The 22,558-nt window shown below is 55.1% G+C and carries 23 protein-coding genes; 12 read left to right on the forward strand and 11 right to left on the reverse strand.

Annotated features, from left to right (window positions below; all coding sequences use genetic code 11):
- Nucleotides 1-3: 3 nt before the first annotated feature.
- The 3 genes from hslU (at nt 4) to rraA (ending at nt 2,905) form a co-directional block, all read left to right on the forward strand.
- On the forward strand, nt 4-1,338 hold the full coding sequence (gene hslU / locus L383_RS05995; RefSeq protein WP_010436948.1) for an HslU--HslV peptidase ATPase subunit: 1,335 nt from the start codon (nt 4-6) through the stop codon (nt 1,336-1,338).
- A gap of 68 nt (nt 1,339-1,406) precedes the next feature.
- Nucleotides 1,407-2,327, forward strand: a complete 921-nt coding sequence (menA, locus tag L383_RS05990; protein ID WP_014885701.1) for a 1,4-dihydroxy-2-naphthoate polyprenyltransferase — start codon at nt 1,407-1,409, stop codon at nt 2,325-2,327.
- Between the two features lie 92 nt (nt 2,328-2,419).
- Nucleotides 2,420-2,905 carry a ribonuclease E activity regulator RraA gene (gene rraA, locus L383_RS05985; RefSeq protein ID WP_014885702.1) on the forward strand — a complete coding sequence of 162 codons (486 nt, stop codon included), beginning with the start codon at nt 2,420-2,422 and terminating at the stop codon, nt 2,903-2,905.
- Nucleotides 2,906-3,489: 584 nt separating this feature from the next.
- On the opposite strand, the gene zapB is transcribed toward rraA, so the two are convergent.
- Entirely contained in the window at nt 3,490-3,729 is a 240-nt protein-coding gene (zapB, locus tag L383_RS05980; RefSeq protein ID WP_008501806.1) for a septal ring assembly protein ZapB, read from the reverse strand.
- A gap of 399 nt (nt 3,730-4,128) precedes the next feature.
- Between zapB and L383_RS05975 the strand changes: the two genes are divergently transcribed.
- The 4 genes from L383_RS05975 to fpr all read left to right on the forward strand — a co-directional run bounded on the left by L383_RS05975 (nt 4,129) and on the right by fpr (nt 8,481).
- A complete protein-coding gene (locus tag L383_RS05975; RefSeq protein ID WP_014885705.1) occupies nt 4,129-4,974 on the forward strand; it encodes an MIP/aquaporin family protein in 846 nt (281 codons plus the stop codon).
- Nucleotides 4,975-4,995: 21 nt separating this feature from the next.
- Nucleotides 4,996-6,504: a glycerol kinase GlpK gene (gene glpK / locus L383_RS05970; protein ID WP_014885706.1), complete on the forward strand. Its 1,509-nt coding sequence runs from the start codon at nt 4,996-4,998 to the stop codon at nt 6,502-6,504.
- 123 nt (nt 6,505-6,627) lie between these two features.
- Nucleotides 6,628-7,638 carry a class II fructose-bisphosphatase gene (gene glpX, locus L383_RS05965; RefSeq protein ID WP_023331601.1) on the forward strand — a complete coding sequence of 337 codons (1,011 nt, stop codon included), beginning with the start codon at nt 6,628-6,630 and terminating at the stop codon, nt 7,636-7,638.
- A gap of 96 nt (nt 7,639-7,734) precedes the next feature.
- On the forward strand, nt 7,735-8,481 hold the full coding sequence (fpr, locus tag L383_RS05960; protein WP_014885708.1) for a ferredoxin--NADP(+) reductase: 747 nt from the start codon (nt 7,735-7,737) through the stop codon (nt 8,479-8,481).
- Here the strand turns inward: fpr and L383_RS05955 are convergent, their stop codons facing one another.
- Nucleotides 8,482-8,901, reverse strand: coding sequence for a DUF805 domain-containing protein (locus L383_RS05955; protein WP_023331602.1), 420 nt, complete (start codon nt 8,899-8,901; stop codon nt 8,482-8,484).
- A 112-nt stretch (nt 8,902-9,013) separates the two neighbouring features.
- Between L383_RS05955 and L383_RS05950 the strand changes: the two genes are divergently transcribed.
- Entirely contained in the window at nt 9,014-9,610 is a 597-nt protein-coding gene (locus L383_RS05950; protein WP_023331603.1) for a DUF1454 family protein, read from the forward strand.
- 111 nt (nt 9,611-9,721) lie between these two features.
- The gene (gene tpiA, locus L383_RS05945; protein WP_003862019.1) at nt 9,722-10,489 is read left to right on the forward strand and encodes a triose-phosphate isomerase; all 768 of its coding nucleotides are present in this window, start codon (nt 9,722-9,724) and stop codon (nt 10,487-10,489) included.
- A gap of 81 nt (nt 10,490-10,570) precedes the next feature.
- On the opposite strand, the gene L383_RS05940 is transcribed toward tpiA, so the two are convergent.
- From L383_RS05940 to cpxP, 6 genes are all read right to left on the reverse strand, one after another.
- Complete coding sequence (locus L383_RS05940) at nt 10,571-11,875, reverse strand: SLC13 family permease (protein WP_023331604.1); 1,305 nt, start codon at nt 11,873-11,875, stop codon at nt 10,571-10,573.
- Between the two features lie 73 nt (nt 11,876-11,948).
- On the reverse strand, nt 11,949-12,692 hold the full coding sequence (locus L383_RS05935) for a CDP-diacylglycerol diphosphatase (RefSeq protein WP_014885712.1): 744 nt from the start codon (nt 12,690-12,692) through the stop codon (nt 11,949-11,951).
- Between the two features lie 107 nt (nt 12,693-12,799).
- A complete protein-coding gene (locus L383_RS05930) occupies nt 12,800-13,789 on the reverse strand; it encodes a sulfate ABC transporter substrate-binding protein (protein ID WP_023331605.1) in 990 nt (329 codons plus the stop codon).
- 229 nt (nt 13,790-14,018) lie between these two features.
- A complete protein-coding gene (gene pfkA / locus L383_RS05925; protein ID WP_014885714.1) occupies nt 14,019-14,981 on the reverse strand; it encodes a 6-phosphofructokinase in 963 nt (320 codons plus the stop codon).
- A gap of 174 nt (nt 14,982-15,155) precedes the next feature.
- Entirely contained in the window at nt 15,156-16,049 is an 894-nt protein-coding gene (fieF, locus tag L383_RS05920) for a CDF family cation-efflux transporter FieF (RefSeq protein WP_014885715.1), read from the reverse strand.
- A gap of 153 nt (nt 16,050-16,202) precedes the next feature.
- The gene (gene cpxP / locus L383_RS05915) at nt 16,203-16,709 is read right to left on the reverse strand and encodes a cell-envelope stress modulator CpxP (protein WP_023331606.1); all 507 of its coding nucleotides are present in this window, start codon (nt 16,707-16,709) and stop codon (nt 16,203-16,205) included.
- 150 nt (nt 16,710-16,859) lie between these two features.
- Between cpxP and cpxR the strand changes: the two genes are divergently transcribed.
- Both cpxR and cpxA read left to right on the forward strand, forming a co-directional pair.
- Nucleotides 16,860-17,558 (forward strand): envelope stress response regulator transcription factor CpxR, encoded by a 699-nt coding sequence (cpxR, locus tag L383_RS05910; protein WP_006179159.1) that lies wholly within the window; start codon nt 16,860-16,862, stop codon nt 17,556-17,558.
- Nucleotides 17,555-18,928, forward strand: a complete 1,374-nt coding sequence (cpxA, locus tag L383_RS05905; protein ID WP_023331607.1) for an envelope stress sensor histidine kinase CpxA — start codon at nt 17,555-17,557, stop codon at nt 18,926-18,928. Before cpxR ends, cpxA begins: the two co-directional genes overlap by 4 nt.
- 53 nt (nt 18,929-18,981) lie before the next feature.
- Here cpxA and yiiM read toward each other — a convergent pair whose 3' ends face one another.
- Complete coding sequence (yiiM, locus tag L383_RS05900) at nt 18,982-19,656, reverse strand: 6-hydroxyaminopurine reductase (protein WP_023331608.1); 675 nt, start codon at nt 19,654-19,656, stop codon at nt 18,982-18,984.
- Nucleotides 19,657-19,727: 71 nt separating this feature from the next.
- Nucleotides 19,728-20,348 (reverse strand): superoxide dismutase [Mn], encoded by a 621-nt coding sequence (sodA, locus tag L383_RS05895; RefSeq protein WP_004203668.1) that lies wholly within the window; start codon nt 20,346-20,348, stop codon nt 19,728-19,730.
- Nucleotides 20,349-20,637: 289 nt separating this feature from the next.
- Here sodA and rhaT point away from each other — a divergent pair, with 289 nt between their 5' ends.
- Nucleotides 20,638-21,672 (forward strand): L-rhamnose/proton symporter RhaT, encoded by a 1,035-nt coding sequence (gene rhaT / locus L383_RS05890; protein ID WP_014885719.1) that lies wholly within the window; start codon nt 20,638-20,640, stop codon nt 21,670-21,672.
- Here the strand turns inward: rhaT and rhaR are convergent, their stop codons facing one another.
- Nucleotides 21,673-22,521 carry an HTH-type transcriptional activator RhaR gene (rhaR, locus tag L383_RS05885; RefSeq protein WP_023331609.1) on the reverse strand — a complete coding sequence of 283 codons (849 nt, stop codon included), beginning with the start codon at nt 22,519-22,521 and terminating at the stop codon, nt 21,673-21,675. It abuts the gene before it with no gap.
- Nucleotides 22,522-22,558 lie beyond the last annotated feature (37 nt).

The following is a 22,558-nucleotide window of genomic DNA, read 5'->3' on the forward strand; positions in this document are numbered from 1 at the left end:
CCCATGTCTGAAATGACCCCACGCGAAATTGTCAGCGAACTGAACAAACACATTATCGGCCAGGATAACGCCAAGCGCTCCGTGGCTATCGCTCTGCGTAACCGCTGGCGTCGTATGCAGCTTGACGAAGAGCTGCGCCATGAAGTGACGCCGAAAAACATTCTGATGATCGGCCCAACCGGTGTCGGTAAAACCGAAATTGCCCGTCGTCTGGCGAAGCTGGCGAACGCGCCTTTCATCAAAGTCGAAGCTACCAAGTTCACCGAAGTGGGCTATGTGGGTAAAGAAGTGGACTCCATCATCCGCGATCTGACCGATTCGGCGATCAAAATGGTGCGCGTCCAGGCAATTGAGAAAAACCGCTATCGCGCGGAAGAGATGGCCGAAGAGCGCATTCTCGACGTGCTGATCCCACCGGCGAAAAACAACTGGGGCCAGGCTGAGCAGCAGGCTGAACCGTCTGCCGCGCGTCAGGCATTCCGCAAAAAACTGCGTGAAGGCCAGCTGGATGATAAAGAGATTGAGATCGATCTTGCTGCCGCGCCAATGGGTGTAGAAATCATGGCACCTCCTGGCATGGAAGAGATGACCAGCCAGCTGCAGTCCATGTTCCAGAACCTGGGCGGCCAGAAGCAGAAAGCACGTAAGCTGAAAATCAAAGACGCGATGAAGCTGCTGATTGAAGAAGAAGCGGCGAAGCTAGTGAACCCGGAAGAGCTGAAGCAGGATGCTATCGACGCGGTTGAGCAGCACGGCATCGTGTTCATCGACGAAATCGACAAAATTTGTAAGCGCGGCGGCAACAGCTCCGGCCCGGACGTGTCCCGTGAAGGCGTTCAGCGCGACCTGCTGCCGCTGGTTGAAGGCTGCACCGTCTCCACCAAGCACGGTATGGTGAAAACGGACCACATCCTGTTTATCGCTTCCGGCGCGTTCCAGGTTGCCAGCCCGTCTGACCTGATCCCGGAACTGCAGGGTCGTCTGCCGATCCGCGTTGAACTGCAGGCGCTGACCACCGAAGATTTCGAACGCATCCTGACCGAGCCAAACGCCTCTGCGACCGTACAGTACAAAGCGCTGATGGCGACCGAAGGCGTGAACCTGGAGTTCACCGAAGACGGTATCAAACGTATCGCCCAGGCCGCGTGGCAGGTTAACGAAACCACCGAAAACATCGGTGCGCGTCGTCTGCATACCGTGCTGGAACGCCTGGTGGAGGATATCTCTTATGATGCGAGCGACCTTAACGGTCAAACCATTACCATTGACGCTGAATATGTGAGCAAACATCTTGATGCGTTAGTGGCAGATGAAGATCTTAGCCGTTTTATCCTATAATCGCGGTTATTGCATTCTCATCACCGTTAATGGGGGCTAATGCCCCCATTTTTATTGGCTAAATACTTATGACTGATATCAGCCGTACTCAGGCGTGGCTCGAAAGTCTACGCCCTAAAACGCTTCCTCTGGCCTTTGCCGCCATTATCGTCGGCACGGCACTTGCCTGGTGGCAAGGTTATTTTGATCCTCTGGTCGCTGCGCTGGCATTGATTACCGCAGGGCTGCTGCAAATTCTCTCCAATCTCGCTAACGACTACGGTGATGCGGTGAAAGGCAGTGACAAACCTGACCGTATCGGACCGCTGCGCGGGATGCAGAAAGGGGTGATTACCCAGGCACAGATGAAGCGCGCGCTGATTATCACCGTGGTACTGATTTGTTTATCGGGTCTGGCACTGGTGACGGTCGCCTCGAAAACCACCAGCGACTTCATCGGCTTCCTGGTGCTGGGCTTGCTCGCAATTATCGCGGCCATTACCTACACCGTCGGTACGCGTCCTTACGGGTATATTGGCCTCGGGGATATCTCCGTGCTGGTGTTCTTCGGCTGGCTGAGCGTGATGGGGAGTTGGTACCTGCAGGTGCATACCGTTATCCCTGCCCTTTTCCTGCCCGCAACCGCCTGCGGTCTGCTGGCGACGGCGGTACTCAACATCAATAACCTGCGCGATATCGACAGTGACCGTGAGAACGGTAAAAACACGCTCGCGGTACGTCTGGGGCCGGTCAATGCGCGCCGCTATCATGCCTGCCTGCTGATTGGTGCCCTGGTTTGTCTGGCACTGTTTAATCTGATCTCGCTGCACAGCGTATGGGGCTGGCTGTTTATACTCGCCGCGCCGCTGCTGATTAAGCAGGCCCGCTTCGTCATGCGTGAACTTAGCCCGGCCGCGATGCCGCCGATGCTGGAACGAACGGTAAAAGGCGCCCTGCTGACTAACCTGTTGTTCGTCATTGGGATTGTCTTAAGCCAGACGCTCAGTTAGCTGACAAATATCAATTAACAATTGATGATTTTGCCAACAACGCATTTAGCACGATATACTGAACACATTCGCAGCAACTGAGCGGTAAACCTATGAAATACGATACCTCCGAGCTTTGTGACATCTACCAGGAAGATGTCAACGTCGTTGAACCGCTGTTCTCCAACTTTGGTGGACGGTCGTCGTTTGGCGGACAAATCGTCACGGTGAAATGTTTCGAGGACAACGGGTTGCTGTACGATCTGCTCGAACAGAATGGTCGTGGCCGCGTTTTGGTCGTCGATGGCGGCGGTTCCGTGCGTCGTGCTCTGATAGATGCAGAGCTGGCCGGCATTGCCGTGCAGAACGAGTGGGAAGGCATTGTGGTGTACGGTTCCGTGCGCCAGGTGGACGATCTCGAAGACCTGGATATCGGGATTCAGGCGATTGCGGCCATTCCGGTAGGCGCAGCAGGTGACGGTATCGGTGAAAGCGACGTCCGCGTCAATTTTGGCGGCGTGACCTTCTTCTCCGGCGACCATCTTTACGCTGATAACACCGGGATTATTCTTTCGGAAGATCCGCTGGATATTGAGTAATAAAACAGTAAGCGTAAATCATAAAAAAACCGCCAATAACAATGTGGCGGTTTTTTTGTCCCTCGGGATTCGCGGTCCGTTGGATTATCTTGCAACCTTTAACCAGGATTTTTATCTTACCCTGGTTCATCCCTCCGGTAACCCCCGTCGACCCTTTATAAATTCCTAATTTCCGCTGAAGACCTTAACTACACTGCTGTTGCTCATTATGATGCATCGTTCCTTTCCGCCATCTCGCACATGGGCATCGGTCCAGGGAAAGGTGTATTCACAACCGTAAAGCAACCTTTAACCGGGCTTGTGTCCGCCGACTTATCACCGGTGGTGAACGGTGGAGCGGTTAGCTGCAGGGACCGCATGATGAAACGCTATTTATGTATCGCGTTCATTGTCGCCAGCGTACTCGTTGTAAAGAGTGATGAACCGAGTGGATTTGTCGCTTTTGCTATGACAGCGCAGGACAAGTAGCGTTAAGGCCGCCGATGGCGGCCTTTTTTATGGTTTGATGTCAGTGAGCAGAAACCATAAAAAAGCCGGGTGGCGGCGTCGCCTTACCCGGCCTGGTCAGTTAATCCCAATGGGAATCAGACCTCTTCCATACGTCCCAGCAGCGCCTGCAGGCGATCCTGCCAGCCGTTCTGCTGTTCGCGCAGCTGGTTGTTTTCACGCTCCAGTTCTTCGCGGCTGTGCTGCGCGTTCTGCACTTCCTGCGCCAGGCTGTTGTTTTTCTCTTTCAGCTCTTCAATTTCCATTTGCAGCAGCGTGATGGTGTCAATCGCCTGCTGTACTTTCGATTCCAGTTTCTCAAACACTTCTAAAGACATGATGCTACCTCTCCTGAATTGCAAGGCGACGCTTTAACGTAAACGCGCACGACATATTCCATCGATTGTATGGAGCGCGGCGCTCTGTGTCCAGCGACACGCCGCGCAGATCGCGGTTTGCAACACTTTTCGGTCTCGTCCTGGTGCGTTCGCGGCATATACCACTAAGTTGTTAACTCATTCGTTAATGAAATGATTCAGCTCACATTCCATTTCTGATGCAAAAACGCGCTTTATGGCGCGAAAACGCTCATTTTATTGACACAGACCACACATTTTGATTTCGATATTTCTCGTTTTTGCTCGTTAACGATAAATTAACACTATGTCTACAGGGCATCGTGGCTGTCACGGGCGACCACGCTAACAATAAACATCAATTTCTTCAGGATTCCGATTATGAGTCAGACATCAACCTTAAAAGGCCAGTGCATTGCCGAGTTCCTTGGTACCGGGTTGTTGATATTCTTCGGAGTGGGCTGTGTCGCTGCACTGAAAGTGGCGGGTGCCAGTTTTGGTCAGTGGGAAATCAGTATCATCTGGGGTCTGGGCGTGGCGATGGCCATCTACCTGACTGCAGGGGTTTCTGGTGCACATCTTAACCCGGCGGTGACTATCGCACTGTGGCTGTTCGCGTGCTTCGACGGACGCAAAGTTGTTCCCTTCATTCTTTCTCAGTTTGCCGGCGCGTTTTGTGCAGCGGCGTTAGTTTACGGGCTTTATTACAATCTTTTCATCGACTTCGAACAGACGCATCATATGGTGCGCGGCAGCGTCGAAAGTCTGGATCTGGCAGGCATCTTCTCAACCTATCCAAACCCGCATATCAATTTTGTGCAGGCGTTCGCAGTTGAAATGGTGATTACCGCTATTCTGATGGGCGTTATCCTGGCGCTGACCGACGACGGAAACGGCATTCCGCGTGGCCCGCTGGCCCCCTTGCTGATTGGTCTGCTGATTGCGGTGATCGGCGCATCCATGGGCCCGCTGACCGGGTTTGCGATGAACCCGGCGCGTGATATCGGACCGAAAGCCTTCGCGTTTATCGCGGGATGGGGCGACGTGGCCTTTACTGGCGGGAAAGATATCCCTTACTTCCTGGTACCGCTTTTTGCGCCGGTGGTTGGGGCCGCGCTGGGCGCGTTTAGCTACCGCAAATTAATTGGTCGCCACTTACCGTGCGACACCTGTGTGGAAGAGGAGAAGGAAACGACTTCTACCGCACAACAAAAAGCTTCGCTGTAATCTGACTACGGGACACATACCATGACCGAAAAAAAATATATCGTTGCGCTCGACCAGGGCACTACCAGCTCCCGCGCTGTCGTAATGGATCATGACGCGAACATTGTCAGCGTGTCTCAACGTGAATTTGAGCAAATTTACCCTCGTCCAGGCTGGGTAGAACATGACCCAATGGAGATCTGGGCTTCACAAAGCTCAACGCTGGTTGAAGTACTGGCGAAAGCCGATATCAGTTCCGACGAGATTGCCGCTATCGGTATTACCAACCAGCGTGAAACGACGATTGTCTGGGAACGCGAAACCGGTAAGCCTATCTACAACGCTATTGTCTGGCAGTGCCGCCGTACCTCAGAAATCTGTGAACAGCTGAAGCGTGACGGGATGGAAGAGTACGTGCGCAGCGCCACCGGTCTGGTGGTTGACCCGTACTTCTCCGGCACCAAAGTGAAGTGGATCCTCGACCACGTGGAAGGTTCACGCGAACGAGCAAAACGCGGCGAGCTGCTGTTCGGAACCGTTGATACCTGGCTTATCTGGAAGATGACCCAGGGACGTGTTCACGTCACCGACTACACCAACGCCTCGCGTACCATGCTGTTCAACATCAACACCCTGGAGTGGGATGACAAGATGCTGGACGCGCTGGATATCCCACGCGCGATGCTGCCTGAAGTGCGCAAGTCTTCAGAAGTCTACGGTCAGACCAACATTGGCGGTAAAGGCGGCACCCGTATTCCTATCGCCGGTATCGCCGGTGACCAGCAGGCGGCACTGTTCGGCCAGCTGTGCGTCAAAGAAGGGATGGCGAAGAACACCTACGGCACCGGCTGCTTTATGCTGATGAATACCGGTGAGAAAGCGGTGAAATCAGAAAACGGCCTGCTGACCACCATCGCCTGCGGCCCTCGCGGTGAAGTGAACTACGCCCTGGAAGGTGCGGTGTTTATGGCGGGTGCATCTATTCAGTGGCTGCGTGACGAGATGAAGCTGATTAGCGATGCCTTCGACTCCGAATACTTTGCGACCAAAGTGAAGGACACCAACGGTGTGTACGTGGTGCCAGCGTTCACCGGCCTGGGCGCACCGTACTGGGATCCCTATGCACGCGGTGCGATTTTCGGTCTGACGCGTGGTGTGAACTCGAACCACATTATTCGCGCCACCCTGGAATCCATTGCCTACCAGACGCGCGACGTGCTGGAAGCGATGCAGGCAGACTCCGGCATTCGTCTGCACGCCCTGCGCGTGGACGGCGGCGCGGTAGCGAATAACTTCCTGATGCAGTTCCAGTCCGACATTCTGGGTACCCGCGTTGAGCGCCCTGAAGTGCGTGAAGTCACGGCGCTGGGTGCGGCATATCTTGCCGGTCTGGCGGTAGGCTTCTGGCAGAACCTGGACGAGCTGCAGGAAAAAGCGGTTATCGAGCGCGAGTTCCGCCCGGGCATCGAAACCACCGAGCGCAACTTCCGCTACAGCGGCTGGAAGAAAGCAGTGAAGCGCGCCCTGGCGTGGGAAGAGCACGACGAGTAATCCTATATTCCCTCTCCCTCTCCCATGAGGAGAGGGAGAGGGGCCCAAACCGCACCGGTCCCCTCTCCCCTCCCCACTCTGTGATAAACTTCGTGCAATTCCTTTTGATTGCACGAGTACCTCATGAAACGTGAACTTGCTATCGAGTTTTCCCGCGTCACCGAAGCGGCCGCCCTCGCAGGCTATAAATGGCTGGGGCGTGGCGACAAAAATACCGCGGACGGTGCTGCTGTCCATGCCATGCGCATTGTACTTAACCAGGTCAACATCGACGGCACTATCGTCATCGGCGAAGGCGAGATCGACGAAGCGCCAATGCTCTATATCGGTGAAAAAGTCGGTACCGGCAAAGGGGATGCGGTGGATATCGCCGTAGACCCGATTGAAGGCACCCGCATGACGGCGATGGGTCAGGCCAACGCGCTTGCGGTTCTGGCCGTGGGCGATAAAGGCTGCTTCCTTAACGCGCCGGATATGTACATGGAAAAGCTGATAGTCGGTCCTGGTGCGAAGGGCGCAATCGACCTCAGCCTGCCGCTGGAAGAGAACCTGCGCAACATCGCCAGAGCTTTGGGCAAACCCCTGAGTGAACTGACCGTGACGATTCTGGCAAAACCGCGCCACGACGCCACCATCGCGCAGATGCAAAAGCTCGGCGTGCGCGTGTTTGCCATTCCGGATGGCGATGTTGCCGCCTCAATTCTGACCTGCATGCCGGACAGCGAAGTAGACGTGCTGTACGGCATCGGCGGTGCGCCGGAGGGCGTGGTCTCGGCGGCGGTGATCCGCGCGCTGGACGGCGATATGCAGGCGCGCCTGCTGCCTCGGCATGAGGTGAAAGGCGACAGCGACGAGAACCGCCGTATCGGTGAAAACGAGCTGGCGCGCTGCGAAGCAATGGGTATCGAAGCCAATAAGGTTCTCGCGCTGAATGAAATGGCACGCAGCGACAACGTTGTCTTCTCCGCCACCGGCATCACCAAAGGTGACCTGCTGGACGGCATCACCCGCAAGGGCAATATGGCGACCACCGAAACGCTGCTGATCCGCGGTAAATCGCGCACCATTCGCCGCATTCAGTCCATTCACTATCTCGATCGTAAAGACCCGGACGTACAGACGCACATTCTGTAAAACCGTTTGATCGATAGAGCTTTCCGGCCCGAAGGGGCTGGAAATGTTTCCCACAAGTACGGAAGATAGAACAGAGAAACAGCACAGGAGAAGATCATGGCGGACTGGGTAACAGGTAAAGTCACAAAGATAGAGTTCTGGACCGATGCGCTATTTAGTCTCACCCTGCATGCTCCCGTTCACCCGTTTAAGGCCGGGCAATTTGCGAAGCTGGGGCTGGATGTCGACGGCGAACGCGTGCAGCGCGCCTACTCTTACGTTAACGCGCCGGATAATCCGGATCTTGAGTTCTATCTGGTGACCGTCCCGGACGGTAAGCTCAGCCCGCGCCTTGCCGCCCTTAAGCCCGGTGACGATGTGCAAATTGTGAGTGAAGCAGCAGGTTTCTTTGTACTCGAAGAGATCCCTGATTGTGACACGCTCTGGATGCTGGCAACCGGCACGGCCATTGGCCCCTACCTCTCCATTCTGCAATATGGCAAAGACCTTGAGCGCTTTAAAAACATCGTGCTGGTGCATGCTGCGCGCTACGCCGCAGACCTGAGCTACTTGCCACAGATGCAGGCGCTGGAACAGCGATATGGCGGGAAGCTGAAAATTCAGACCGTCGTCAGCCGCGAAACCGTAGCAGGTACGCTGACCGGTCGCGTGCCGGCGTTAATTGAGAGTGGTGTGCTGGAAAACGCAGTGGGTTTGCCGATGACTGCCGACACCAGCCACGTCATGCTGTGTGGTAACCCGCAGATGGTTCGGGATACGCAACAGCTTCTGAAGGATACCCGGCAGATGACGAAACATCTTCGCCGCCGACCGGGTCATATGACTGCCGAACACTACTGGTGATCAGCGGTACTTCACCTCAAGGGTGTCTTTACCGTATTTATTTTCGCTCTGGGTGCCGATAAACGCGCCCAGATCGACAATCATCATCACGAAGATAACGGACGGCAGCAGCCTGCCCACCACCCAGGGAAGAATGGACGGCAGCATCCCCCAGTTCCCTGCGACCAGCATCCACGCCAGAATAATCAGAAAAGCCCACGCGCCGGAACGACCACGATCGTGAAGACGTTTCACCACCACGGCCGCCGTTGGCCACAGCAAACAGACCAGCGCAAAAGCCGCCGTTTGCGTGCTCAACCAGGCATTGTACGCAACGAAAAACAGAAGCAGCATGGCGACAACCCACGTCACCATCCAGACCCAGAAATCACGGCGTCCGATACGCCCTTTGAATGAAAACAGCCACTGCTGTATGGTCATGTAAGGTTCCTTATTATCATTTAGTCCGCATTTTACCCTGGAGTTGTGACCTTTTGACAAGCCGGGCAGATATCGTTTTAATCATGAGCACTTACGGCCAGGGGCAATGTTGATGAAAAGTTCGGCACACACTCTCTTCCTGTGTATAGCGATGCTTGGCGCGGGTTTTCCGCTGCACGCCGCCGACACGTCGGCCCCTACCACGGCACCCTATTTGCTGGCAGGCGCGCCGTCGTTCGATCAATCCATCAGTCAGTTTCGTGAAACCTTCAATCAGACCAACCCTACGTTGCCGCTGGATGAGTTTCGCGCCATTGATACTTCTCGTGACACCCCAACCCTGACCCGCGCGGCGAGCAAGATAAACGAAAACTTGTATGCCTCCACGGCGCTGGAGCGTGGGACGTTAAAAATCAAAAGTATGCAAATCACCTGGCTACCGATCCAGGGCCCAGAGCAGAAAGCGGCAAAAACGAAGGCGCAGGAGTACATGAGCGCGGTATTACAGGCGTTTACGCCCGCGCTGACGAAAAAGCAAAGCCAGCAAAAGCTGCAAAAGCTGCTGGCCGCGGGTAAAAACAAGCGGTACTACGCCACAACTGAAGGGGCAATTCGCTATGTGGTGGCGGATAACGGCGAAAAAGGACTGACCTTCGCAGTTGAACCGATTAAGCTGGCGCTATCTGACACCCTCGGCGGGGCGAATTAATGACAAAAAGCAAAGCCTTTCGAGGGAAAATCTCTATACTGATTCACAGACCATGCTGCCCGACAGGGCGGCCATATTCCTTAATTCGCTTATTTAGCGTGGAGAATTGAAATGCGACATCCTTTAGTGATGGGTAACTGGAAACTGAACGGCAGCCGCCACATGGTAAACGAACTGGTTGCGAACCTGCGTAAAGAGCTGGCTGGCGTAACGGGCTGCGCGGTTGCTATCGCTCCGCCGGATATGTACCTGGACCTGGCTAAACGCGCCGCTGACGGCAGCCACATCATTCTGGGTGCACAGAACGTTGACGTTAACCTGTCTGGCGCGTTCACCGGTGAAACTTCCGCTGAAATGCTGAAAGATATCGGCGCAAAATACATCATCATCGGCCACTCAGAGCGTCGCACCTACCACAAAGAATCCGACGAGTTCATCGCGAAGAAATTCGCTGTGCTGAAAGAGCAGGGTCTGATCCCGGTTCTGTGCATCGGTGAAACCGAAGCAGAAAACGAAGCGGGCAAAACCGAAGAAGTGTGCGCACGTCAGATCGACGCGGTTCTGAAAACGCAGGGCGCAGCAGCGTTCGAAGGTGCAGTCATTGCTTACGAGCCAGTCTGGGCGATCGGTACCGGCAAATCTGCAACGCCAGCGCAGGCTCAGGCCGTGCACAAATTCATCCGTGACCACATTGCTAAAGCCGATGCGAAAGTGGCTGAGCAAGTGATTATCCAGTACGGCGGTTCCGTAAACGCTTCCAACGCTGCTGAGCTGTTCACCCAGCCAGACATCGATGGCGCGCTGGTTGGCGGTGCATCCCTGAAAGCTGACGCTTTCGCGGTGATCGTTAAAGCGGCAGAAGCGGCTAAACAGGCGTAATTGCCTTTGCGGCGGGTGGCGCTTCGCTAACCCGCCCTACGCTCTTCTCCTCCCTCTCCCTTCGGGAGAGGGTTGGGCGGACTACACTTTCCCCAGCAAGCTAAACCACAGATAATCCAGCGGCAGCAGCACCAGATACGTCGCAACAGCCAGCGCCAGACAGAGCATCATCCCCGCCTTTGCAGGCACCTTCCCTAGCCCCATCGCCACAACAATCGGCGACGCCTGATACGGCAGCAGCGGCGTGGAATAACCCAGTACCTGAATCATAATCACCGACAGCAGCGGGAAGCCGGTGGCATCTGAGAAGCTCTGTGCCAGGGTGGTATACAGCGCCGGAACGCCGTTGGCAGTCATAATGAAGTTGAGCGCGGTGGTGATACCGGTCAGCGCCAGGAAACTGGTGAACGGTTTGTCTGCGTCCAGCGGCATAATGCGGAGCAACGCTTCGCCCACCGCCGTACCGATACCGGTTTGCGTTACCACGATGGCCAGCCCAAGAATGCCTGCAACATAGAGGCAGGTACGCATATTCACCCCCGCAGAAAACTCTTCCCCGGTGATAAAACCAACGCGCGGCAGCATAACGATGACGGACGCCGCCAGCCCAGTCCATGCCGGCCCAATACCATGCCAGCTCTCCGTGACCCACATCACCAGCACCACCGCCAGCAGCCAGGCGAGGCGCTTTTCATCCTGCCCCATGGGTTCAGATGGCGCCAGATCCTTCGGCGGTTTTGGGCTGCCGGGGAATAACCAGCAGATGAGGCCAATCAGGATCAGCCCTTTGAGAATGCCCAGCACCGGGGTGTGCAGCAGCAGATACGGAACATAGTTCAGGTGGATGCCGTACGAGCCTTCCGCCGCACCGCTCATCACCAGGTTAGGGACGTTAGCAGGCAGGATAGTTGCCGAGAGCTGGAAAGTGCCGAACCCCACAGCCATCGCCAGACCAAACCAGGCGCGGGAACCGTCAGGGATACCGGCACGTTTCGCCATCGCCGCAACAATCGGCATCAGCAGCGCAATACGCCCCATATTTGACGGCATCACAAACGCCAACGCATAGCTCAGCAGCACCACACTCGCCACCATCAATATCCAGGAATCGGTAAGCTTTGCTGACAGCGCCCGGGCGGCCCTGTCAGCCAGACCGGTTTTACGGATCGCCACCCCCAGTACAAAACCGCTGAATACCAGCCAGAAAGCCGACGAGGCAAAGCCGCCGAAAATGACTTCCGGCGGGGCGATTCTGGCGGCCATCGCTGCCGTGAAAAACAGCAGCGCGGTGATAAATTCTGGCAATAGCGACGTCGCCCATAGCACGATGGTGACGCCAACAATCAACGAAGGCAGCAGCAGAGGATGAGATAACCAGAGCGACATACCTGTCTCCTGTAGATTTTTTCAGCAAGTCTACGGCGACAGGCAGGACGAGTAAACGCTATTTATGGTGGGGTCACTTCAGGATAGTGCATTGATGATCCTGCAATTCCTCAGCCGAGGCGCGGTTAAGCATGAGCAGGTTTCGCTCGGTCGCCAGCAAAACAAACGAACCATCCGACTGCTGCGCCATCGCCAGCGCAAAGCGCCCCATGTGGTCGCGCGCTTCGGGTAGCTCTTCCGCCAGCATCATAAACGGGCTGCGCTGGACCAGTTCATTCTCCGTTACCCGTCGGGCAAGATACTCGTGCCCCTCCAGCCCACCGGGCAGAGGTAGCCACTGGGTGCTAATGTCGCCCTGTGCCGCATTGAGTTTCTCACGTACGTCCGGGCGCAGACAGGAGATATGAATATGGAAATGGTTCTGCGTACGGCCAGTCGGCGAGTTAATCGTCAGTGAAATGGCGCTGTCAGGCACCTCAGATCCCCGCTTCAGGGTCATAAAGCTGCGCGACTGCCACGCCAGCCAGAAGAAATTTGGCGTGTGAGGCTCGGTCAGGAGCGGGCTTTCGGTTCCATTAATGCGGTATGTCGGCATCAGCAGATACTGCAACGGCCCGTTGCGGTCTTTAAATACGACATAGCCTGCATCAGGCTTCACCTGTGCGCAGGGTGCCGGGTTACGGTGTTGCAGTTGATTAGGCAGGCACTGGTCGAGAACGATATGACGCAACGCATTCGGATTACCCGCTTTTATCCAGTACACGCCGCCAGCGGCAAGGGCGATGATAATAAGGATCAATAAGATAATTTTTTTCACAACGCGTTCCCTGTTTTCGATAGAGGCGAAAGAGTAACGCAAAATGATGACCAAATAAAAAACCCGGTGGATTTCTCACACCGGGTCACCGTGCCGTTTGATAACGCTTAGCGCTGGCTAATCTGATCGAAGGTGCCGCCATTAGAGAAGTGCTCTTTCTGCGCTTTCGTCCAGCCGCCGAACACATCATCAATGGTGAAGAGCTTCAGTTTCGGGAATTCCCCTTCATATTTCTTCGCAACAGCCGCATCGCGTGGACGATAGAAGTTTTTCGCCGCAATTTCCTGGCCTTCAGGCGAGTAGAGATATTTCAGGTAGGCTTCCGCCACCGCTTTTGTCCCTTTCTTATCAACCACTTTGTCAACGACAGAAACGGTCGGCTCTGCGAGGATGGATTCGCTGGGGGTGACGATCTCGAACTTGTCTTTACCCAGCTCGTGGGTCGCCAGCAGGGCTTCGTTTTCCCAGGCGATCAGCACGTCGCCGATACCGCGCTCGACGAAGGTGTTGGTGGCGCCACGCGCGCCGGAGTCCAGCACCTCAACGTTTTTATACAGCGCCTTCACGAATTCCTGCGCTTTGGCCTGGTCGCCGTTGTTGTGATGCAGCGCGTAACCCCAGGCCGCCAGGTAGTTCCAGCGAGCGCCGCCGGAGCTTTTCGGGTTTGGTGTAATCACTGACACGCCCGGTTTTACCAGGTCGTTCCAGTCTTTAATCTGTTTCGGGTTGCCTTTACGCACCAGGAAGACGATGGTCGAGGTGTATGGCGCAGAGTTATCCGGCAGGCGTTTGATCCAGTTTTTGTCGATACGACCACGCTCGGCAATGGCGTCGACATCGTAGGCCAGCGCCAGGGTCACCACGTCGGCTTCGATACCGTTGATGACGGAGGTCGCCTGTTTACCGGAGCCGCCGTGAGACTGGCGAACCACGACATTGTCGCCAGTTTCCTGTTTCCAGTGCGCTGCAAATGCTTTGTTGTACTGCTCGTACAGCTCACGCGTCGGGTCGTAAGACACGTTCAGTAACTGGATGTCCTTCGCCAGAACGCTGGCCGATACCAGCAATAATGTTAAACCCACGCCCCATTTATTCATCGCCCGGCTCTCTTGTGTAGTGTTTTGATGAATGCAGCGTGCCAGAAAGCGATTCGATGATTAAAGAATAAAAAAAGATTGGCTATAACGTAGAGGAATAAAAAGAAGAATGTGAGCAGCCAGATGCCCTCACCCCAACCCTCTCCCACGGGAGAGGGAGCAAACATAAAAAACGGTAACCCAAGGGTTACCGTTTTGCATTTACCTTGCCACCGGGCAACAGAGCCGATCAGTACAGTTTTTTCGCGCAGTCCAGCCAGTCACCTTTGAACGGACGCTTCATGTTTTCAATCGCGTCGATGATGTCATGGTGAACCAGTTTTTCGTTCTGAATACCGACGCAACGGCCGCCGTGACCCTGCAGCAGCAGATCGATAGCGTACGCGCCCATACGGGACGCCAGAATGCGGTCGTAAGGGCCAGGGGAACCGCCACGCTGGATGTGACCCAGTACGGTCGCGCGGGTTTCGCGCTTGGTTTCGGCTTCGATGTACTTCGCCAGCTCGTCAACGTCACAGATGTGTTCGGTGATAGCCACGATCGCGTGTTTTTTACCTTTCGCGATGCCGGCTTTGATTTCAGCGACCAGATCTTCACGGCTGAATTCCACTTCCGGAACCACCACGAACTCACAACCACCGGCAATCGCCGCGGCCAGGGTCAGGTCACCGCAGTAACGCCCCATCACTTCAACGATAGAGATACGCTGGTGAGAAGACGAGGTATCGCGCAGACGGTCGATCGCTTCAACAACGGTACCCAGTGCAGTAAAGAAGCCGATAGTGTAGTCAGTACCTTTGATGTCGTTGTCGATGGTGCCCGGCAGACCGATGCACGGGAAGCCCATTTCGGTCAGACGTTTTGCACCCATGTAAGAGCCGTCACCGCCGATAACCACCAGCGCGTCCAGACCGCGTTTTTTCATGTTCTCGATAGCCACTTCACGGATGTGTTCGTCACGGAATTCCGGGAAGCGCGCAGACCCAAGGAAGGTACCGCCACGGTTAATCATGTCGGACACGCTGTAACGGTCGAGCTGAACCATACGATCTTCATACAGACCCAGGTAACCATCATAGATACCAAAAACTTCCAGACCTTCCGTCAGCGCTGCACGGACAACACCACGAATTGCCGCGTTCATGCCCGGCGCATCACCGCCGCTTGTCAACACACCGATTTTCTTAATCATGACTACCTCTGAACTTAGGAATGCAAAATTGAAATCTGTTGCCGGAAGAAACTTATCGACCAACGAATACTGCAAATAGTATATCAATCCCTTCCAGCTGAATTGATTCAGGTCAGACCAAATGGCGGTAATTTATACACAAAATGCTGGCCTGGCTCACTTTTTTACAACCAATTACGAAAGCCCCACGTGTCCGGGTACAACCGAGCAGGGATCCTGGTGAATAATGACGTCTGAACCAGGAAAACGCTGCAAAATTGCCTGCTCGACCTGCTCAGCAATCACGTGAGCCTGTACCAGTGGCAGGTTGTCTTCCATTTCAATATGAATCTGAATAAAGCGGGTCGGCCCTGACTGCCGCGTTCGAAGATCGTGTGCACCGCTGACGCCAGGCCAGGAGGTCACAAGAGAAAAAATTTCATTGCGTTCTGCGTCCGGAAGGGCCCGGTCAAGCAACGATTGCACCGCGTCATACCCCATCCGTAAGGCGCTATACAAAATATAGATGCCGATACCTAACGCAAATAGCGCATCGGCCCTGTGCCAGCCATACCAGGCCAGGCCCAGCGCAATAAGAATTGCCCCATTCATCATAACATCAGATTGATAATGAAGCATATCCGCCCGTACAGCCTGGCTTTGCGTTTTGCGAACCACCCAGCGCTGGAACGTTACCAGAACAAGTGTGCTTATAAGTGCAACGACCGTCACCACTACGCCCACGCCGGGATCGTTCATCGGTGTCGGCGAGACGAGATGCTGAATGCCGGTCAAAAACAGGAACAGTGCAGAACCGGAAATAAACATGCTTTGCGCCAGCGCGGCCAGCGACTCCGCTTTACCGTGCCCAAACGTGTGCTCTTCATCCGCGGGCTGCAGTGAATAGCGCACCACCAGCAGGTTGGTCAGCGAGGCGGCAATATCCATTAGCGAATCCACCAGCGCCGCCAGAATACTGACCGAACCGGTATACCACCAGGCAAAGATTTTAATCAGTAACAGGCCAGACGCCACAACGGTTGCCGCAATAGCGGCCCGGCTTACCAGCCTTCCATAGGATTGATTCATAAACGCTCCTGTCATGTCTTGCCGCTAGTATAACGGAAGCATAGGGGGACGGAGGATGAATAAACGGTTAACAAATCAGAATGCGGGGCAAAAAAAACCCCCACATCATGTGGGGGAAGACAGGGATGGTGTCTATGGCAAGGAAAACAGGGTTTACTGGTTACTACGGGTACTGCTATTGCTACTGAAAAGCGTCGCATCCAGGCTTCGCTGCATCCGTGCAACCTCACGCAACTGGTCCATTCGTTGCTGATGTCGGGTGTTCAAAACCGCTTGCTGCTCGGGCGTTAGCAGGTGGAACATCTGGTTACGGACCTTCGCCATCTCTACCTGGCGGGCAACCTGTTCCTGTGCCATTTTTTCGGCCTGAGCGCGTACAGCGCTTTCGTCAAAATTTTCTGCGGTGACAAGGCGATGCATTGTCTCCATTTCGCTAACATTAACAGGGGGCTGGTCGTGTCGTGCCCTCTGCATCAGATCTCGCATCTGTTGACGCTGATGTTCGGTTAAACTTATGCCGTCAAACATATGGCTTTGGCTACTGAGCTGCGTTGCGCCCTCTGGTGAGGGACCGGTATCGCCGTTGATAGCTACAGCGGCCTGGCTAAACGCACTGAACGCCAGCGTTGAGGCCATGACGGCAGCGGTAACTTTGCGCATCACTTGCTCCCAAAATCTTTCGTGTCGCGATTCAACGAGAGACAGTCTACGATTCAGGCTGCAAACATGCGTCAGGGGGTGTAAAACAACGTAAAGTCATGGATTAGATAGCCTTGATGTCGTAATTTCTGCCTCGGAGGTATTTAAACAATGAATAAAATCCTGTTAGTTGATGATGACCGAGAGCTCACATCCCTTTTAAAGGAGTTGCTCGACATGGAAGGTTTCAACGTCCTGGTTGCCCATGATGGCGAGCAGGCGCTGAGTCTCCTTGACGACAGCATCGATTTACTTTTGCTCGACGTCATGATGCCGAAGAAAAACGGTATTGATACGCTGAAAGAGCTTCGCCAGACACACCAGACCCCCGTTATCATGCTGACCGCCCGCGGCAGCGAACTTGACCGCGTTCTCGGCCTTGAGCTGGGTGCGGATGACTATTTACCGAAACCGTTCAACGATCGTGAACTGGTGGCCCGTATTCGCGCTATCCTGCGCCGTTCCCACTGGAGCGAGCAGCAGCAGAATACCGACAACAGCTCACCCACGCTGGAAGTGGACTCCCTGAGCCTGAACCCAGGTCGTCAGGAAGCGAGCTTCGACGGTCAGACCCTGGAGTTGACCGGCACAGAGTTCACCCTGCTTTATCTGCTGGCGCAGCACCTCGGCCAGGTGGTATCGCGTGAACACCTGAGTCAGGAAGTGCTGGGCAAACGTCTTACCCCGTTTGACCGCGCCATCGACATGCACATCTCTAACCTGCGCCGCAAGCTGCCGGAGCGTAAAGACGGTCACCCATGGTTTAAAACCCTGCGTGGTCGCGGCTATCTGATGGTTTCCGCTTCATGATAGGCAGCTTAACCGCCCGCATCTTTGCCATCTTCTGGCTGACGCTGGCCCTGGTTTTAATGCTCGTGTTGATGTTGCCAAAACTCGACTCACGCCAGATGACGGAGCTTCTTGACAGCGAGCAACGTCAGGGCGTGATGATCGAGCAGCATGTTGAAGCGGAGCTGGCAAACGATCCGCCGAACGATTTGATGTGGTGGCGCAGGCTGTTTCGCGCTATCGACAAGTGGGCGCCGCCCTGGCAACGCCTTTTGCTGGTCACCAGCGAAGGCCGCGTCATTGGGGCCGATCGCAATGAAATGCAGATTATCCGTAACTTTATTGGCCAGGCGGATAATGCCGATCACCCACAGAAAAAGAAATATGGTCGGGTAGAGATGGTCGGTCCTTTCTCGGTACGGGATGGGGAAGACAATTACCAGCTCTATTTGATTCGCCCTGCGAGCAGTTCCCAGTCCGATTTCATCAACCTGCTGTTTGACCGTCCGCTCCTGCTGCTGATTGTTACCATGCTGGTCAGCTCGCCGCTGCTGTTATGGCTGGCGTGGAGTCTGGCAAAACCCGCACGTAAGCTGAAAAACGCCGCCGATGAAGTGGCGCAGGGTAACCTGCGACAACACCCTGAGCTGGAAGCGGGGCCACAGGAATTCCTTGCCGCCGGGACCAGTTTTAACCAGATGGTCAGCGCGCTCGATCGAATGATGACCGCACAGCAGCGTCTGCTATCGGACATCTCGCACGAGCTGCGCACCCCGCTTACGCGTTTGCAGCTTGGCACCGCGCTGTTGCGCCGCCGCAGTGGGGAAAGTAAAGAGCTGGAACGTATTGAAACGGAAGCTCACCGCCTGGACAGCATGATTAATGACCTGCTGGTGATGTCACGCAACCAGCAGAAAAACGCGCTGGTCAGCGAAACGGTGAAAGCCAATCACCTGTGGCATGAGGTGCTGGACAACGCGGCGTTCGAAGCGGAACAGATGGGCAAATCGTTCACCGTCAACTTCCCGCCGGGTCCATGGCCGCTGTACGGCAACCCCAACACGCTGGAAAGCGCGCTGGAGAATATTGTGCGTAACGCTCTGCGCTACTCGCATACCAAGATTGAGGTGGCGTTCTCGGTAGATAAAGACGGGATCACCGTTATCGTGGATGACGACGGTCCTGGCGTCAGCCCTGAAGATCGGGAGCAGATTTTCCGTCCGTTCTACCGTACTGACGAAGCGCGCGACCGTGAATCCGGCGGTACAGGTTTGGGTCTGGCAATTGTTGAAACCGCCATGCAACAGCATCGCGGCTGGGTGAAAGCTGACGACAGCCCGCTGGGCGGGTTGCGGTTAACGCTGTGGCTGCCGTTGTATAAGCGTTCATAACTGTATGTGCCGGGTGGCGGCTTCGCCTTACCCGGCCTACTTTCTGCGGAGCACTATTTTCCCCACAATCTCCGCGAATTATCTTCGATCTTGTTGCTTAACCGCCGCTTCTGCATTGTTCTGGTCCAGCTGGTCGATAACCCCGCCGCAGACAGCAACCGATGATATTGTTCATCATCAAACGGCATATGCCAGGCGATGGCGCAGGCGTCATACACCGACACGTCGCTCAGGCGCGAAGCCAGCTCAAGCGGCGCATCCGCCGAAACCTGCCCGGCCAGCACCACACGGTACAGCCAGCCGGTTTTACCCGCGCTTTGCAGCTGGGCCGACATATCCTGAATGCCGAAGTGGTAGTTGAGCTTGAAGCACGGCGAGCGAGGCTGCGTCACCTGAATCAGGGCGTCGCCCCAGCGATAAATATCGCCGATAAACACGTTCTTTTCCGTCAGCCCTTCCGTCGAGAGATTCTCACCAAATGCAGGCGCGACGAAGAGGTCCGCCTGGTCAGGAAATTCGGTTTTCCAGTGCTGATAGTGCTCGCGAGGATAGTGACACAGCGCGCGATCCGGCCCGCCGTGGATTTTCTTTTCGGCCTGCTCATCGCCTGCCAGCCCAAGGTCGGTTAAGGTCAGTTCACCGTCAACATGCACTTTCGCGATGGCGCTCGGGCGGCTGCCGTCGTACTCCCTTACCTTGCCTGTAAACACATTCACCGGGTAATGCATCGCTGCCTCCATTACGCAGATACAAAAAAAGCGAGTCATCAGACTCGCTTCTCACAGGCGTCAATGCAACCTTATTTTTTAGCGGCGAAACGCGCTGCTGCTTCGTCCCAGTTCACCACATCCCAGAACGCTTTGATGTAGTCAGGGCGACGGTTCTGGAACTTCAGGTAGTAAGCGTGTTCCCACACGTCCAGACCCAGGATCGGGAAGCCGGATGCGCCAGAGATCGCTTCACCCATCAGCGGGGAGTCCTGGTTAGCAGTGGAAACCACCGCCAGTTTGTCACCTTTCAGAACCAACCACGCCCAGCCAGAGCCGAAACGGGTTGCAGCGGCTTTTTCGAATTCCGCTTTGAAGTTGTCAACGGAGCCGAAGTCGCGCTCGATAGCCGCTTTCAGGTCGCCCTGCAGGGTGGTACCGGTTTTCAGGCCTTTCCAGAACAGGCTGTGGTTAGCGTGGCCGCCCGCGTTGTTACGCAGAACGGTTTTCTTGTCCGCTGGCAGCTGGTCCAGTTTAGTGATCAGTTCTTCAGCAGACAGGTTAGCGAACTCTGGCAGGCTTTCCAGCGCAGCATTCGCGTTGTTCACATAGGTCTGGTGGTGTTTAGTGTGATGGATTTCCATCGTCTGCTTGTCGAAATGCGGTTCCAGTGCGTCGTAGGCATACGGCAGGGATGGCAGTGTATAACTCATAATCCTCTCCATTATTGTCGGGCGGCACAGCTGTTAATGCCGCGTAAGCAGTTGGTTCATTATAGTTAATTAAATGATATTGAAAATGATTATCAATGCCGTAGTTTTTGTAAGGTCATTCCTTTTCTGATGAAGCGTGAAAATGTGAATCTGCTCACGCGCTTAACGCGTTGATTGCCATTTAAAACCAAAGTGCGGCAGCCTCCCGAAGGTGGTCGTTCTGCTTAATTTTTACACTCATCGGGTCGGTGGGATGCCATTGACCGATAAAAACGATGAGGACGTAAACATGAATCATGCGATTACGATGGGTATTTTCTGGCATTTGATAGGTGCGGCCAGTGCAGCCTGCTTCTATGCTCCGTTTAAAAAAGTCAGGCAGTGGTCATGGGAAACCATGTGGTCGGTTGGCGGTGTGGTCTCCTGGATCCTGCTTCCCTGGGCCATCAGCGCCATGCTACTCCCGGATTTCTGGGGCTACTTCTCCTCTTTTAACGCCTCCACTCTGCTGCCGGTGTTTCTGTTTGGTGCCATGTGGGGCATCGGCAATATTAACTACGGCCTCACCATGCGCTATCTCGGCATGTCGATGGGGATCGGCATCGCGATTGGCATCACGCTGATTGTCGGCACTCTGATGACGCCCATCCTCAACGGTAACCTCGACGTATTACTGAATACCGAAGGCGGCAGAATGACGCTGCTGGGCGTGCTGGTAGCGGTTATTGGCGTCGGAATAGTGACCCGCGCGGGCCAGTTGAAAGAGCGCAAGATGGGCATTAAAGCCGAGGACTTTAACCTGAAAAAGGGTCTGCTGCTGGCGGTAATGTGCGGCATCTTCTCCGCCGGAATGTCGTTTGCCATGAACGCCGCCAAACCGATGCACGAGGCGGCAGCCGCGCTGGGCGTCGACCCGCTGTACGTGGCGCTGCCCAGCTACGTGGTGATCATGGGCGGCGGCGCACTGGTTAACCTCGGCTATTGCGTAATTCGTCTGGCAAAAGTTGAGAGTTTGTCACTAAAAGCCGACTTCTCACTGGCAAAACGGGTCATCATCACCAACGTACTGCTTTCGGCGCTCGGCGGACTGATGTGGTACCTGCAATTCTTTTTCTACGCCTGGGGACACGCCAGCATCCCGGCACAATATGACTATATGAGCTGGATGCTGCACATGAGCTTCTACGTGCTGTGCGGCGGACTGGTGGGTCTCATCTTGAGGGAGTGGAACAATGCCGGACGCCGACCGGTGGGCGTTCTGAGCCTGGGCTGCGTGGTGATTATCATTGCGGCCAACATTGTCGGCCTCGGTATGGCGAACTGATTACGCCGCCCTGCGACTGTGATGACGCCATTGCACCGGCGTCATCCCTACCTCGCGATTAAAGACCACCGAAAAGTAGTTACTGTCCTCAAAGCCGCAGCGCATTGCCACGTCACTGACCATGAACTCTGTATGCTGGAGCAAATACTGGGCGTGGCAAATGCGCAGCTGGCGCAAATAGTGATTTACCGTCATGCCCGTCTGGGTACGGAACTGCTGACGCAGGGCACGTTCGCTGCACTGCTCCTGCTCGCAGAACTTTTCCAGAACAAAGCTTTTATTCAGGCTGGCCGCCAGCGTGGCAATCAGCTTATCGAGCAGGGTCTCCTGCTGCGTTGCGGAGGGGTTATCCGTCTCGTAGCGATGCCGTTTAAGCATCATCACCAGCTGTGCGAAGAGGATCTCCGCCATCGGGTTAGCCAGCGGATCGATTTTATAGCTCTCCTGTTCAAGGAGGGAAATGGCCTGACGGATGGCAGTCATGCCGCTGCTGCTTAAACGCCAGTGCGGCGAGCCTTTCGCACCGTTGAAGCCGGGAATGCATGCTGCCCAGTCAACGTTAAGGCTGAGCCGATCGGGGCAGTAGATAACGTTCTGTAAAACAAGGTCATTCACCGAGGCGTAGGCGTGTTTATCTTCGGCACGAATGTAAAACAGATCCCCCCGGGTAATGCGGTAAGGCCGATCGTTGAGAATGTGCAGACCGTTGCCGCGCCACACCAGCACCAGCTCATAAAATTCGTGCGTGTGTTCAGCAAAGACGTTTTGCGGATAGCGATCCGCCACCGCAACAGCTTGTTCAGCGGAGGCAAAAAAGTCATCTTTGCGAAGAATTAACGGTGCGGCCACATCACCACCTCAACGGCGAAAACCTGACATTATTACC

It is taken from the genome of Enterobacter sp. MGH 37 (genome assembly GCF_000534515.1).
Taxonomy (GTDB): Bacteria; Pseudomonadota; Gammaproteobacteria; order Enterobacterales; family Enterobacteriaceae; genus Enterobacter; species Enterobacter kobei.

Bases quoted from the DNA above. Each gene is read 5' to 3' on its own strand.
- hslU (WP_010436948.1), top strand. From the start codon at position 4: ATGTCTGAAATGACCCCACGCGAAATTGTCAGCGAACTGAACAAACAC.
- menA (WP_014885701.1), top strand. From the start codon at position 1,407: ATGACTGATATCAGCCGTACTCAGGCGTGGCTCGAAAGTCTACGCCCT.
- rraA (WP_014885702.1), top strand. From the start codon at position 2,420: ATGAAATACGATACCTCCGAGCTTTGTGACATCTACCAGGAAGATGTC.
- zapB (WP_008501806.1), bottom strand. From the start codon at position 3,729: ATGTCTTTAGAAGTGTTTGAGAAACTGGAATCGAAAGTACAGCAGGCG.
- L383_RS05975 (WP_014885705.1), top strand. From the start codon at position 4,129: ATGAGTCAGACATCAACCTTAAAAGGCCAGTGCATTGCCGAGTTCCTT.
- glpK (WP_014885706.1), top strand. From the start codon at position 4,996: ATGACCGAAAAAAAATATATCGTTGCGCTCGACCAGGGCACTACCAGC.
- glpX (WP_023331601.1), top strand. From the start codon at position 6,628: ATGAAACGTGAACTTGCTATCGAGTTTTCCCGCGTCACCGAAGCGGCC.
- fpr (WP_014885708.1), top strand. From the start codon at position 7,735: ATGGCGGACTGGGTAACAGGTAAAGTCACAAAGATAGAGTTCTGGACC.
- L383_RS05955 (WP_023331602.1), bottom strand. From the start codon at position 8,901: ATGACCATACAGCAGTGGCTGTTTTCATTCAAAGGGCGTATCGGACGC.
- L383_RS05950 (WP_023331603.1), top strand. From the start codon at position 9,014: ATGAAAAGTTCGGCACACACTCTCTTCCTGTGTATAGCGATGCTTGGC.
- tpiA (WP_003862019.1), top strand. From the start codon at position 9,722: ATGCGACATCCTTTAGTGATGGGTAACTGGAAACTGAACGGCAGCCGC.
- L383_RS05940 (WP_023331604.1), bottom strand. From the start codon at position 11,875: ATGTCGCTCTGGTTATCTCATCCTCTGCTGCTGCCTTCGTTGATTGTT.
- L383_RS05930 (WP_023331605.1), bottom strand. From the start codon at position 13,789: ATGAATAAATGGGGCGTGGGTTTAACATTATTGCTGGTATCGGCCAGC.
- pfkA (WP_014885714.1), bottom strand. From the start codon at position 14,981: ATGATTAAGAAAATCGGTGTGTTGACAAGCGGCGGTGATGCGCCGGGC.
- fieF (WP_014885715.1), bottom strand. From the start codon at position 16,049: ATGAATCAATCCTATGGAAGGCTGGTAAGCCGGGCCGCTATTGCGGCA.
- cpxP (WP_023331606.1), bottom strand. From the start codon at position 16,709: ATGCGCAAAGTTACCGCTGCCGTCATGGCCTCAACGCTGGCGTTCAGT.
- cpxR (WP_006179159.1), top strand. From the start codon at position 16,860: ATGAATAAAATCCTGTTAGTTGATGATGACCGAGAGCTCACATCCCTT.
- cpxA (WP_023331607.1), top strand. From the start codon at position 17,555: ATGATAGGCAGCTTAACCGCCCGCATCTTTGCCATCTTCTGGCTGACG.
- yiiM (WP_023331608.1), bottom strand. From the start codon at position 19,656: ATGCATTACCCGGTGAATGTGTTTACAGGCAAGGTAAGGGAGTACGAC.
- sodA (WP_004203668.1), bottom strand. From the start codon at position 20,348: ATGAGTTATACACTGCCATCCCTGCCGTATGCCTACGACGCACTGGAA.
- rhaT (WP_014885719.1), top strand. From the start codon at position 20,638: ATGAATCATGCGATTACGATGGGTATTTTCTGGCATTTGATAGGTGCG.